We start from the raw sequence: 12,191 nt of genomic DNA, 5'->3' as shown, positions 1-12,191 counted from the left end.
AAAAGCATGGACAGCGCACGCTCGCTAGTGCAACCGTTGCACACCAACTCTCCAGGAAAGTCATGCCGAAAATTCCCGCTATTCCCTCTCATATCGATGTTGCCGTCGGAAGCCGTCTACGAACCCGCAGAAAGCTTCTCGGCATGTCGCAGACCAGCTTGGCCGGCAAGTTGGACATCACATTTCAGCAGGTCCAAAAGTACGAAAAGGGCACAAACAGGATCGGCTCCAGCCGTCTGCAGCAGATTGCCAATATTCTTGGGACGACTCCAGCCTGGCTTTTTGGCGAAGAGGAGGAAAACCGACACGGGGCGGTCGGGCCATCTGCGATAGAAGACATGATTGGAACAGCTGAGGGTATTGCGCTGAACCAGGCGTTCATCAGGATCAAAGATGCCGGCGTGAGACGCTCATTGATAGCGCTGGTAAAGACCCTTGCCAGCAATCACGACGAGTGACATGCGGAGGCTCCGCACGACCTTGCAGAGGCCCGACGATGTTGGCCTGCGCGAAGGCTAAGTGGAGCGATCAAGAACCAGGCCTGGCAGTCATCGCAAACGCCCCGGGTTCCTTCGAGGGTTCCGGCAGGGAGTGAGCTGTCCTTATGCCGGTCGTGAGATGCTTACATCTGGTTCGGCGTCATTGGAGGCGGCCCCGGGCATTCCGAGACCAGAGGTTGACTGCATGCGTGGTCTACGGGCTCCGGATGCTGACCTCACCTGCTGAACGCCAATATCTTTAAGCTCAGCAGCCTTCATCCGGGACCATGGTCGTCGACGGATTTCCGGATCCAGCGGTCAGCGTCCTCGCCACGGCCACGCTTTGCAGGGTCGAACCACTCTCCACCAAATTTCGACATGAATGCGGAAGCTCCCGCTCGCGTGGCGAAACAATGGATATTGAACATCTGCCCGTCGCACGTCACCGATGGGATGACACTGCAGCGTAGCAGACGGTTGCAGTAAAGCGCTTGCTCGTCTGCCAAGCCGCCTTCCGACAGTGCTTTCAAGAGCGCGATCTGATGAGGCCAGCCCCGATTGATTGTCGAAAGAGTTAGCTTCTTCGCCACATCGCACTCCATTGAGTTGTCGGCAAGTCCGGTTGACATATATCGCAAAAAGAACAAAATGTGAACATAGGAATTTCGATTAAAGCTTGGCTGCCTCTGGGCCACGGAAACCGCACAAGGAGTAATTCAATGAGTGACCTCGACCGTCCCACGCTTCAGCGCACCCCTACTCTCGTAGCCCGCAAATGCAGTTGCGGGGATTGGGCGGGCTTCGGCTTCGGGAAAGGCGAGCGTGAGGAATGGTGGTGCTGGAGCCACTACCCTTACAAGACTTCTGCCCGGATGGAGGCCGCTGAGATCGCCGACGCGCTCTCGTTGAGGGTAGCGTAGAAGCACCGATGCTGAGAGCCGATGGAAGCTTGCGACGAGGTTGGGGCTACGCCGGTTGGTGAGACCCGCTGCCTGTCATTCTAACGCTGGCAAATCGAATGAATGAGCAGATCCTCTGACAAGACGAAGGAAATCTCTGACAGCTGGCTTTGCAGATGCCGCCGCGGTGCAGATTGCTCCTGATGCCTGGATACCGCCGTGCTCCGGAATGTTGACCTTCGCGATACCAAGGCTTTTGAAGAGACGCTCGAAGCCGGTCGACGCGGCCATCAAAAACGGAGATCCTCGCAAGAGGAAAAGCGCCTGCGTCATGGACTCCGCTCGGACAGCATAATCTCGAGGAAGCGATGCCACCTGACCTGCGGGCCCATCGTCATCCCCGTAGCCAGGGCTCAGCCAGCGTTCTTCGAGCAACTTCTCGATCGTCATATCATGTGCCTTTGCAAGCCTGTGTCCCGCATCGCAGTAGACATAGGTCGCCTGTCGTACAAAGGTCTCGAACTCCACCTGCATAACCGCCTCGTACTTGTAAGAGAGCGTGCCGAAGACGAGATCATAGATGCCCTGTCTCAACCCCTCGAAGCGTGTACCGTCGTCGGCGATCGTGAGCTGAACGACGACGTCCGGATGGCTCTCGCTGAATGTGCGTATGATCTCGGGCAGAATGACCAGTCCCCAAAGATCACCAGTGGCCAGCCTGATCACCGCCTTGGCGCGCCCCTGAAGATGCTCGATTTCTTCGCGCACCTCGGCAAGCGCTGGCAATATCTGGACAGCTTTGCTGTAGAGCGCGGACCCATAGGGACTCAGTTCCACACCTGCACCCGTTCGGACGAACAATGGAACGCCGTAGGAATCCTCCAGCTGGCGGATGGCCCGCGATAGCGCCGGCTGCGAGATGTTCAGCTTTTTCGCAGCACGTGAGATTGAGCGTAGATCAGCGACCTCCACAAATTGACGCAGTTCCTTCATCCTCTCCCCCATGCAAAATCCGCATAACATATAGCATGTTTGCATTTGACCAGACGGTAGTATCGCATCATTCTACACTCAAAAAGTAGACTATTAACGTTTGGTTTGCCGGATGCGGCGCAATGACGTGAAAACAATAGCATACGGATGGCTTGGGTCGAGGGTAAGCAAAAAACAGCGAGGCCGTGAAGTTTGGCCACATGCACGGTCAACGGGAGAATAGACAGCATGATCAAGATGCGCATAGCGAGTGCGATACTGGCAGCAGGTGTTGCCACGCTTTCAGCGGTGATGTTGGCCGGGAACGCACTCTCGCAGGAAAAGATCGAGCTGGTCTTCCGTCAATTCGATCCGCCGACAGAAATCGCGGGGCTCATCGCGGCTGTCGATGCATGGAACTCCAGCCATCCTGATGTCCAGGTCAAACTCCAGACGATGACGGGCGGTGACACCCTCGCGCAGCTGGCACGTGAGGTACCTGCCGGGGCTGGGCCTGACGTACAGCAGCTCGCCTTCGTGTGGACGCGTGATCTCGCGAAGTCGAAGCTCCTTCTGGATCTGGACCCGCTGATCAAAAGCGCCGCACCCGCTGCAGGCATTGACGACTTCCTTGCCGTCGACCTAGCGAAGCTCGATGGGAAACTGTTCGGCGTTCCATGGACGGCCGATACCTTCTCCATGGCGTATCGCCCCGATCTACTTCAGGCAAGCAGCGTCGAAGGGTTTCCAGACACCTGGCAGGCTCTCGCCGATGCAGCCAAGAAACTGACGAACGGAGACCAGTACGGCTTTTGCTTTCCGGCCGGCAGCTCACCTGACAGCGGGATGTGGATCCTGGCGAACTACTACCTGTGGAGCAACGGCGCGACACTGGTAAACCAGGACGGTTCCGGAAAATGGACCGTCTCGGTCACGCCAGAACAGCTCACCCAGACAATCGACTATTTCAACAAATTCTTTGTCGATGCCACCGCCCCTGAAAACCTGATTACCGTCAATGCATGGGGTGATCCGGAACTGGTGGGCGGTCTCGGTCGCGGCGACTGCGCGATCACATTTTTCCCGCCGCAGACATTCCGTGCTGCAGAGAAGCAGTCGGAGAAACCGCTGTTGACCGCTCCCATCCCGCAGGGTTCGGCAAAACGCGTCTCGCATCTCGGCGGTCGCGCGCTTGGCATCAACCCGAACAGCAAGCATCAACAGGAAGCCTGGGAATTTGTCCAATACTTGACGGGGCCGGAGACCTTCAAGACATACAACCAGTATCCCGCCCAAAAATCCTTGCTTTCTAAGCTTCAGTTTCCCGCAACCGAGCAAGGCTATGTGGCCATGCTGCCGGTCGCCCAGACCTTCGAGCGCTATATTTCATCACCGATCCCGGTTTCCAGCATGACGGCGCTCATCAACCGGGAATTCGGTGCTGTCTTCTCCGGCCAGCGCGAGCCTGAGGAAGCGGCTTCTATCATCATCAAGGAGCTGAACGACCTGCTTGCCCGTGGCAAGGGCTGAGCATGTCGGCGACCGTGACTGAACAGAGGCGCGCCGCTGGCGTTGTCCGCAAGGCCAGCACGTCTTTCCATTGGTTGGAACCGTATGGATTGATCCTACCGGCGATGGCGGTCCTCGCATTCTTTTTTGCGGGACCCGCAATCTACAATATTGCGCTCAGCTTTCAGCAGGTCAGCCTGTTCGATCTCGGAAAGCCGAACGCATGGGTCGGGTTTGACAACTTCATTGCCGTTCTGAGCGGCGCCGGCCTCGGTGTCGCGTTCTTCAACACCGCTGTGATGCAGACCTTCATCACGGTCCTGTTACGGCTGGTGTTTGGATTGGCACTCTCGATTCTCCTCAATGCGGCTGTCTTCCGGCGATGGCATCTTGGCTGGCTTGTGCGCTCGCTTGTCCTCATACCGTTCGTCACGCCACCGGTTGTCGCTGTGGCTGCGTGGAAATGGCTCCTCGATCCGCGGTACGGCGCAGTCAACCAGTTACTGATTTCAATCGGCGTGATTGAACGCGGGATCCCGTTCCTGTCGCGGACATCTACGGTCTGGGGCGCTGTCGAGACGATGCTGATCTGGCGCGAGCTTCCGTTCGTTGTCATAACCTTTCTCGCCGCGCTGCAATCAATTCCCAAGGAGCTGAAAGAGTCAGCGCGCATTGATGGCGCATCGGAATTCCAGATTCATATGCGCATTGTCCTGCCGATGCTCAAACCCGTTATCGCGGTTGTCGCCTTGTTGACGACCATCTGGACATTTAACAACTTCGTCTATGTATGGCTGGCGACGCGCGGCGGGCCTGGCGATTACACCCAGGTTTTGGCGACTAAGATGTACACGGTCTCGTTTGTCGACTACCGCGTTGGCGAGGGCGCAGCCATCGGGGTGCTCATGAGCGTGATAATGTTCGTATTCGCGCTCGCCTATTTGACGATCCTGGCGCGTCAGAACAAAGGAAAAGGCTGATGGCCACGTTGTCCACACGCCAGAGCCGGCTCCAGTTTGCCCGGGATCTGGCAACCGTTATTTTTAGTTTAATCATACTGCTGCTGTTGGCCTTTCCCTTCATCTGGGTCGTACTTATCTCATTCCGCCCAGACAGGGAGAGTTTCAGTCGGACATTCAGACTGATCACCAGTGTCACCCTGGACAACTACTACACCCTGCTCGAGAACTCGCCCTTTCCCTCATAAACAGCGCGCTCGTATGTTCGATCTCGACGGTGGCAGCTGTCATCATCTCGTTGGTTGCCGCCTACGGCTTCTCGAGGAACCGCAACTTCAAAGGGCGCGGTGTTCTGCTGATGCTGGTCATCTGTACGCAGCTATTCCCGTTCGTGATCCTGATTACGCCGCTCTACTCGCTGTTTCTTCATCTGGGGCTGATCGACAACCCCGTGAGCCTGGTGATCTCCTATACGGCGATGAACCTGCCCTTCGCCATTTACCTGCTGCTCGGCTATCTCGACACCATCCCTCAGGATCTGGACGAAGCCGCCAAGCTGGATGGTGCATCGACGCTGCAGATCATCTTCAAGGTTATTCTCCCTATCGCGTGGCCGGGCCTCGTCACCGTCGCGGTCAATGCCTTCGTGTCCGCCTGGGACGAGTTCCTGTTTGCGCTCACCTTGATGACCTCGGACGAAAAGAAGACCGTGCCCGTTGGCCTTGCAGGCTTTTTCGGCGAGTACACAACGCAATGGAACCTAGTGATGACGGCATCAGTCATCACAACGCTTCCTACGCTGATCCTCTTCATGTTCCTGCAGCGCAAGCTGGTCTCCGATCTCGCCGCCGGCGCGGTCAAACTCTAGTCAGGAACGCTCCTCGAACCCCTGCGAAGGTCTGCCATGAATATCATCCTCGTGCTCATCGACAGCGTTAACAGAAACGCGCTCTCCGCCTACGGTGGAAGCGAATTCGAAACGCCGAACCTCGAAGGGTTCGCCAAGCGAGCGTGGCGGTTTGATAATCATTTTGTCGGCAGCCTTCCATGCATGCCGGCGAGGCGAGAAATCTTTGCGGGCTTCAGCGGTATGCAATGGCGGCCGTGGGGACCGCTTGAACCATTCGACCTTCGTCTTCCTAAGCTGCTCGAAGAGGCTGGCTACACGACAGCTATTGTCACCGATCATTATCACTACTGGGAGGAGTCAGCGAATGGCTATATACAGAGCTTCCAGGGCGCGGAGTTCATCCGCGGACACGAACTCGATTTCTGGGAACCGCTTGTCGCAGATGAAGACTTGCCGCAGTGGGTAACAAACATCGAGCGTTGGCGGCCCGGCTACGGACACCGCTACTTTTCCAACGTTAAGGATTTCAGCGACGAGAAGGACTTCTTTCCTGCGAAGGTGATGACCGCCGCCAGCGACTGGCTGCGCAAACCCAAGGCAAAGCGCCCGTTCTTCCTTCAGGTCGAATCCTTCGATGTCCATGAACCGTTCGACGTGCCTGAGCCCTATGCCTCCATGTACGGGGATGCGAGTGGACGAGACCATTTTACGCTTTGGCCACCCTACCAGGATGCCGCGCGGCAGGCGGAGTTCTTTGCGCTAGCTACGGCCGAGGAAATCGCCTATGTGCGATCACAGTACGGCGCCAAGCTGACGATGACCGACAAATGGTTCGGCAGGCTTCTTCAGACATTGGATGAAGAGGGCCTTTGGAACGACACGGCCGTTATCGTGACGACTGACCATGGGCACGACCTTGGCGAGCGTGGTGGCTATGGCAAACAGTTTCCGCACTTCGATAGTCACGCCAACATCCCGTTGATGGTTTGGCACCCGCATTTGAAATCGCATGAGGGGCGGGTAGAAGCGCTGACGTCGACAGTCGATATTTTTGCCTCCGTTCTGGAGATTGCCGGAGTTGCGAGACCGGACCGCTCGCACTCGAAGTCATTTGTTCCGCTCCTGGCAGGAGACCTCTCATCCGCCCGCGATGCTGTGATCTATGGCACATTTGGACAGGGGGTTTGCTGCACCGATGGCGACTGGACCCTGATCCAACCCCCGGATCGAACAAAGCCGCTTTACGCCTATTCTACGATGGTGCCGACGACGATCGATCCCAAAGACACGGCTATCGAGCACGGCCTTTACATTCCGGGTGTCGAAATGCCCCAATGGAAGCTGCCGATCGCTTCAGACGGTCCCCAGGATCGGAGGGCCATGGATAGCGAACCTTTCCTGTACCATCGCAAGTCCGATCCCAACCAGCAACACAATGTCTGGAACACGATAATCGAACAAAGATTTCGCATGGAGCGAATTATGAAAGACATGCTCATTAACTATGGCGCGCCCGCGGAGCTGCTCACGCGGCTCCAACTGCCTTTCGGCGGGTAAGTTCTACGACGCCCCCGATTGCTCACTGAAAACCCACCGCGGTTCAAAAGTCGTAAATAGCCTCAGACCCTTGGTCTGGCGGCGGCGTCTCCGAAGCCATACTTCATTCGGCGTGCCTTGATAGCTGGCTGAGATTTTTAGCCCACGGAAACATGACGAAAACCAGAACTGCGCGGCCGGTTCGAGATTTCGCCGAGGGTTTATTGTTCCCAGCCGGATGCCCACCTGCTCTGCGTCTTCCATCTCTGCTGTTATAAAGATAGGAGAGCCGCAAAGTCCACAGCAGTACTGCATCCCTCTGAGGCCGTTGGCGGCAAGCTTGACGTACTCCTTGGGGTTGCCCGAGGTGATAGGCACTGTCACAGTCACACGATAAGCGCTTCCCGTAAGCCTCTGTCATTGCAGTGACGGATCCTGACGTCATTGCGGCCTACCTCCGCATAGTAAACGATCTGCCACAGGCACAAGCTCCGTCGACATCGTCTGGAAAATTCCTTTCCTTACCCGTGAACGGGAGAGATAGAAGCAACCTGTCATAAAGAGCCATGCTGTGGCGCTTGCTTCGCACCAAGGGGATTACCGCGGCGGCCCGGACAACGCCCTCCCGAACTGCAAGAGCTTTGAATTCCCGGCCCCATGCATCGTCATCGATCCCTCGCCTGCTCGATCTAGAGTCGGAAAAAATCGCAAGAGCCTTCGCCGGCCGCTCGACCGTCGCGAAGAAGCACAACCGGGAAGAATTCCGCTGCCTGTCGCCAAGAGCCTTGTACTCAAAGCCTGTAGATACTTTGAGTGCGCGGTGCGACACCCGGCCGGGTCTTGCCGACTGACCCTGAAGGGCATCAGGTACAAGAGGATGTAGCGCACGCCGATTGGAGCAGCCCTCTCTCCCGCGTATCTCATCTTCTTCCCAGGTCGCCCACCAGTTATACTGTTTTTGTAAAACAGTTTAACTCCGGGGCTGTCGATGAAATCCATGGACCTGATGCTGGCCGCGCCGGAACCAGCGACTTTTCTATCTCGACCATATCATCCGACAGAGCATCGTCGCAGTGGTGTCAGCAAATCTTCGCGCTCCTGGCCTCCAATGGAACAATTGAGCTTTTCAGCCCTTTTAGTGCAATGAAAAGACTTCTGTTTGGCTCAATGATCTTTCTCGGCTGGCTTGGCTTTTCGCACGCCCAGGAACTGTCGCCCGATGCAATCAACAACTCGGATGTCTTATCAGGGCTCAACGGGCAGGTTGCGCAGGATCCGCCCGTCCCGAATGCCGCAATAATCCATCTTCAGGTCCTGCTTGACCGGGCAGGCGCATCGCCTGGTGTGATCGATGGTTTTGATGGCGCCAATGTCAGCAAGGCGGTTGCCGGTTTTGAAGCAATGCAGCATCTGCCGGTGGACGGCAAGCTCGACGCTCAGGTGGTAGAGCGGCTCGGCGACGACAAGCATGTTGTAGGCCCGTATATTATTGCGCCGGATGACGCCGACGACCTCGTCAATGAAGTGCCGAGAAATTATGCAGAACAAGCCAAGATGGATCACCTCGACTATACAAGCGTCGCCGAAAAGCTTTCCGAGCGCTTTCACATGGATATCGACCTTCTCCATGCCCTCAACCCGTCCGCAAATTTTTTGCCCGGCGAGACGATTTCTGTAGCCGTTGTCGGAGCACCCAGAACCGGCCAGGTGAAGCGGATCGAAGCGCGCCGCGGGGTTGGGCAGCTCGTCGCCTTTGCCGATAATGGGGATGTTCTGGCGATCTATCCGGCGACAATTGGAAGCGAAGACAATCCGTCGCCTTCCGGAAAGCACAAGGTCAACGGCGTTGCACGCAACCCGACCTACGAATACAATCCGCGTGTCAATTTCCAGCAAGGCAAGAACAAGACGAAGCTTTCGTTGCCAAGCGGACCGAACAATCCGGTGGGGTCTGTCTGGATCGATCTCTCGGAGCCGACCTATGGCATCCACGGAACGCCTGAACCATCCCTCATCGACAAGGCTGGCTCACATGGCTGTGTGAGATTGACCAACTGGGACGTCGAGGAATTGGCAAGCATGGTCAAGCCTGGCGTTGTCGTGGTCTTTACCGACTAATGCTGGCCGCCCGGCTGGACGGTCGCTACTGACTTCGATCCACTGGCGACCCCTGACGCAGTAGCGGGATGGCGACGCCGGTTCTCATTCGTCGCGGTGAAGGGAGAGATTGCCGTCCACGGTCACAAACCCGTCGGGATCTGGCGTCATGATGTAAATGAGTTCCTCGCCGCCGATGATCGCGAGCTGAATCTGCCAGGCATCGACTTTCTTTTTCTTGACGCTGCCGGCGCAATCCGTGCCACGTTCGAGTGCCGCCGGCCTTTCAAAGCGTTGCTGTCGACACCAGGAACGGCGCCCATGATGAGGTCAGGCCGCTGAACTGGGCGCCATGCGTTAAGCTATGGGCGAGAGCTCGCTTGCGCATGGCGCCCTTAAATGTCTGATAGCGGATGAATGGCGGATTGCCGGCTGCGCACTCGAAGCGTTCCTCTCCGCAGCCCAAGTGAAGAAATCGCCCTCATGCACGAGCGCCCAAGGCGGTCCATGGCATCGCGCCGAAACGCGCCGCCCATGTTATGTGGGCGACGGCTCCACTTCAGCGTCAGGCAGGGATCGGAGGACTGGTCGGGTCAGGCGCTCCATCGAAAAACAGATAGAGGCCCTCGATCTTGCCGTCTCTGGCGATGACGAAGTCGGTTCCGGCGTAGGCTGAATCCTCTCCTGGTACACCAGCTACCCATCTCACCCTGCCCGCTCGATCATGAAGAATCTCAGCGTCAGCCAGGGGCGTGTAACGGAAGCTTGGATGCATTCCACGAATTTCGCCGGCGACGCGAACGATCGCGTCGCGTCCTTGATAAATGCCATGCGGTTCGACGAAGACGGCATCTTCATGCAGGATTTCCTCGGCAACTTTGCGGCGGAGGGCTTCGTCGCCCTCCCCGAAGATTCCCTGAAGGTTTCGTTCAAGCAATGTTGCAATGTCGGCCATGATCGTTCTCCTATTGCGGGCTTAGATCTGAACCTGGCCGCCATCGACGAACAGCTCGACGCCGTTCACGAAGCTTGCATCCTCAGACGCCAGGAAGAGTACGGCTTTCGCGATTTCCTCCGGTTTGCCGATACGGCCTGCCGGGATGAGGCTTGCGAGGTAGCTCTTCGTGTTTTCGGCACTGTCGCCGTTGCCGAAGAGCTCGTTCAGGCCTGCGGTATCGGTCACGCCGGGGCTGATCGCATTGACGCGGATGTGGCGATCCTTGAGGTCGAGGATCCAGTTGCGGGCGAAGCTGCGGATCGCCGCCTTCGTGGCGGAGTAGACGCTGAACGCAGGCGTGCCGGAGACGCTGGTCGTCGAAGAAGTGAGAATGATCGATGCGCCGTCCCGCAGCAGAGGGAGGGCCTTCTGCACGGTAAAGAGCGTGCCCTTCACATTTGTGTCGAAGGTGTTCTGGTAGTGCTTTTCGGTGATGGCGCCGAGCGCTGCGAACTCGCCGCCGCCTGCGTTGGCGAAGACAACGTCGATTTGCGAGTGCTTCTGCTGTACCGCGTCATACAGACGATCGATATCGGTCAGTTTGCTCATGTCGGCTTGGATACCTGTCACCCGGCCGCCAATCTCCTTGACGGCGGCGTTCAGTGTTTCCTTGCGGCGACCCGTTATGAATATGGCCGCGCCTTGCTCCGAGAACGCCTTGGCTGTTGCCAGACCGATACCGCTGGTGCCGCCAGTGACGATGACGACCTTCTGTTCGAACTTCTTGCTCATTGTCTTGCTCCTTATGTCTGCGGCGTTTTGCCGTTGAAAAGAAGATGACAGCAGAACGCTGATGCACATAGTCTGCAAAAATGGTACCCATCGTTCCATCTCGAGAACGATGATGAAATCTGACCTCAATGACCTTTTCTATTTCGCCGAGGTTATCGACCACGGCGGTTTCGCTGCGGCCGGGCGTGCCCTTCGCGAGCCGAAGTCAAAGCTGAGCAGGCGCGTGGCGGGCCTTGAGGCCCGGCTGGGCGTTCGCCTTATCGAGAGATCAAGCCGCCGCTTTCGCGTTACAGACGTCGGGCAATCCTTCTACGAGCGCTGCAAGGCGATGCTGGCTGAGGCAGAGCGGGCCGAGGCGCTCGTTGCCGAAGCCCAGTCCGAACCGCATGGCTTGATCCGGATAAGCTGCCCGACAGGGCTCGTTGAACCCATCTCGGATTTGGTGGCCAGGTTTCTCGCACAGCATCCGAAGGTCCGCCTGCAGCTCGTTGCCGTGGATCGGCCCGTCGACCTGATTGAGGAGCGTGTCGATGTGGCACTTAGAGTTCGAACGTCACTCGACGGCGATGCGTCGCTGACCATGCGTTCGCTCGGAAGCTCAATCCGAATCCTCGTTTCGGCTCCGCAGATCGCCAGCCGCATTGGCAGCATCGAAGATCTCGCACGGGAGCCGACCCTGTCGACGACGGATGACCATGGCGAGGTGAACTGGTTTCTCGAAACCGACGATGGCTGTTCACATACGCTTGTTCATCAACCGCGTATTGGGTGTGCAGATTTTACTGCCGTTCGAACGGCAGCGCTCGCTGGCCTGGGCGTCGCGCTGCTGCCTGACCACACATGCCGAGAGGCATTGGAGCAGGGACGGCTGGTTCGCGTCTTACCTGCTTGGCGCGGCATGAAAGGACTTGTGCATCTGGTGTTTACGACGCGGCGCGGCCTTCCTCCGGCTGTCAGGAAGTTCATCGACAGCCTCGCGTCTGGTTTCCCTCGCGAAGCACTCGGTTGATCCCGGCCTCTTCCGGACGAAACCAAGTTGCCGTGTAGATTTCGAAGGGCGGTACGGTCGGACGAATACCAAGCACTGATGCCTACGTTTCGGCGAGATAAGCAGCAGGGATCAGGGAGCAGGTGCTGCCAACGCCAACGGCCCGAAAAACC

Annotated in this window: 13 protein-coding genes; 8 read left to right on the top strand and 5 right to left on the bottom strand. The window is 57.4% G+C overall.

Annotated elements, in window-relative coordinates; translation table 11 throughout:
• Positions 1–62 precede the first annotated feature (62 nt).
• Positions 63–458 carry a helix-turn-helix domain-containing protein gene (locus tag ACODR6_RS12275; RefSeq protein WP_203431492.1) on the top strand — a complete coding sequence of 132 codons (396 nt, stop codon included), beginning with the start codon at positions 63–65 and terminating at the stop codon, positions 456–458.
• Positions 459–754: 296 nt separating this feature from the next.
• Here the strand turns inward: ACODR6_RS12275 and ACODR6_RS12270 are convergent, their stop codons facing one another.
• Together ACODR6_RS12270 and ACODR6_RS12265 are read right to left on the bottom strand one after the other, a co-directional pair.
• Positions 755–1,069 carry a hypothetical protein gene (locus ACODR6_RS12270; RefSeq protein WP_203431491.1) on the bottom strand — a complete coding sequence of 105 codons (315 nt, stop codon included), beginning with the start codon at positions 1,067–1,069 and terminating at the stop codon, positions 755–757.
• A 405-nt stretch (positions 1,070–1,474) separates the two neighbouring features.
• Positions 1,475–2,371: a LysR family transcriptional regulator gene (locus tag ACODR6_RS12265; protein ID WP_203431490.1), complete on the bottom strand. Its 897-nt coding sequence runs from the start codon at positions 2,369–2,371 to the stop codon at positions 1,475–1,477.
• Between the two features lie 228 nt (positions 2,372–2,599).
• Here ACODR6_RS12265 and ACODR6_RS12260 point away from each other — a divergent pair, with 228 nt between their 5' ends.
• Genes ACODR6_RS12260 through ACODR6_RS12240 form a run of 5 tightly spaced genes read left to right on the top strand, consistent with a single transcriptional unit; the run spans position 2,600 to position 7,225 of the window.
• Complete coding sequence (locus tag ACODR6_RS12260) at positions 2,600–3,880, top strand: ABC transporter substrate-binding protein (RefSeq protein ID WP_203431489.1); 1,281 nt, start codon at positions 2,600–2,602, stop codon at positions 3,878–3,880.
• A gap of 2 nt (positions 3,881–3,882) precedes the next feature.
• Entirely contained in the window at positions 3,883–4,839 is a 957-nt protein-coding gene (locus tag ACODR6_RS12255; protein ID WP_203431488.1) for a carbohydrate ABC transporter permease, read from the top strand.
• Positions 4,839–5,066 carry a hypothetical protein gene (locus tag ACODR6_RS12250; protein ID WP_489022566.1) on the top strand — a complete coding sequence of 76 codons (228 nt, stop codon included), beginning with the start codon at positions 4,839–4,841 and terminating at the stop codon, positions 5,064–5,066. Before ACODR6_RS12255 ends, ACODR6_RS12250 begins: the two co-directional genes overlap by 1 nt.
• Before the next feature lie 29 nt (positions 5,067–5,095).
• A complete protein-coding gene (locus ACODR6_RS12245) occupies positions 5,096–5,686 on the top strand; it encodes a carbohydrate ABC transporter permease (protein ID WP_489022565.1) in 591 nt (196 codons plus the stop codon).
• A gap of 36 nt (positions 5,687–5,722) precedes the next feature.
• Positions 5,723–7,225 (top strand): sulfatase, encoded by a 1,503-nt coding sequence (locus ACODR6_RS12240; RefSeq protein WP_203431487.1) that lies wholly within the window; start codon positions 5,723–5,725, stop codon positions 7,223–7,225.
• Positions 7,226–7,228: 3 nt separating this feature from the next.
• On the opposite strand, the gene ACODR6_RS12235 is transcribed toward ACODR6_RS12240, so the two are convergent.
• Entirely contained in the window at positions 7,229–7,582 is a 354-nt protein-coding gene (locus tag ACODR6_RS12235; protein WP_348652548.1) for a GFA family protein, read from the bottom strand.
• Between the two features lie 765 nt (positions 7,583–8,347).
• Here ACODR6_RS12235 and ACODR6_RS12230 point away from each other — a divergent pair.
• Complete coding sequence (locus tag ACODR6_RS12230) at positions 8,348–9,322, top strand: L,D-transpeptidase family protein (protein ID WP_203431613.1); 975 nt, start codon at positions 8,348–8,350, stop codon at positions 9,320–9,322.
• Between the two features lie 544 nt (positions 9,323–9,866).
• On the opposite strand, the gene ACODR6_RS12225 is transcribed toward ACODR6_RS12230, so the two are convergent.
• Together ACODR6_RS12225 and ACODR6_RS12220 are read right to left on the bottom strand one after the other, a co-directional pair.
• Positions 9,867–10,256: a nuclear transport factor 2-like protein gene (locus ACODR6_RS12225; protein WP_203431486.1), complete on the bottom strand. Its 390-nt coding sequence runs from the start codon at positions 10,254–10,256 to the stop codon at positions 9,867–9,869.
• A gap of 21 nt (positions 10,257–10,277) precedes the next feature.
• Complete coding sequence (locus tag ACODR6_RS12220) at positions 10,278–11,030, bottom strand: SDR family NAD(P)-dependent oxidoreductase (RefSeq protein WP_203431485.1); 753 nt, start codon at positions 11,028–11,030, stop codon at positions 10,278–10,280.
• Positions 11,031–11,139: 109 nt separating this feature from the next.
• On the opposite strand from ACODR6_RS12220, the gene ACODR6_RS12215 reads away from it, so the two are divergent.
• Positions 11,140–12,039, top strand: coding sequence for a LysR family transcriptional regulator (locus ACODR6_RS12215; protein ID WP_489022564.1), 900 nt, complete (start codon positions 11,140–11,142; stop codon positions 12,037–12,039).
• Positions 12,040–12,191: the final 152 nt, after the last annotated feature.

Source organism: Rhizobium sp. FG96 (assembly GCF_057808655.1).
This window is presented reverse-complemented; position numbering and strand designations above follow the sequence as displayed.

Coding starts and splice junctions, on each gene's coding strand:
- ACODR6_RS12250 (WP_489022566.1), top strand. CDS start 4,839: ATGGCCACGTTGTCCACACGCCAGAGCCGGCTCCAGTTTGCCCGGGAT.
- ACODR6_RS12275 (WP_203431492.1), top strand. CDS start 63: ATGCCGAAAATTCCCGCTATTCCCTCTCATATCGATGTTGCCGTCGGA.
- ACODR6_RS12265 (WP_203431490.1), bottom strand. CDS start 2,371: ATGAAGGAACTGCGTCAATTTGTGGAGGTCGCTGATCTACGCTCAATC.
- ACODR6_RS12255 (WP_203431488.1), top strand. CDS start 3,883: ATGTCGGCGACCGTGACTGAACAGAGGCGCGCCGCTGGCGTTGTCCGC.
- ACODR6_RS12225 (WP_203431486.1), bottom strand. CDS start 10,256: ATGGCCGACATTGCAACATTGCTTGAACGAAACCTTCAGGGAATCTTC.
- ACODR6_RS12240 (WP_203431487.1), top strand. CDS start 5,723: ATGAATATCATCCTCGTGCTCATCGACAGCGTTAACAGAAACGCGCTC.
- ACODR6_RS12230 (WP_203431613.1), top strand. CDS start 8,348: ATGAAAAGACTTCTGTTTGGCTCAATGATCTTTCTCGGCTGGCTTGGC.
- ACODR6_RS12215 (WP_489022564.1), top strand. CDS start 11,140: ATGATGAAATCTGACCTCAATGACCTTTTCTATTTCGCCGAGGTTATC.
- ACODR6_RS12220 (WP_203431485.1), bottom strand. CDS start 11,030: ATGAGCAAGAAGTTCGAACAGAAGGTCGTCATCGTCACTGGCGGCACC.
- ACODR6_RS12260 (WP_203431489.1), top strand. CDS start 2,600: ATGATCAAGATGCGCATAGCGAGTGCGATACTGGCAGCAGGTGTTGCC.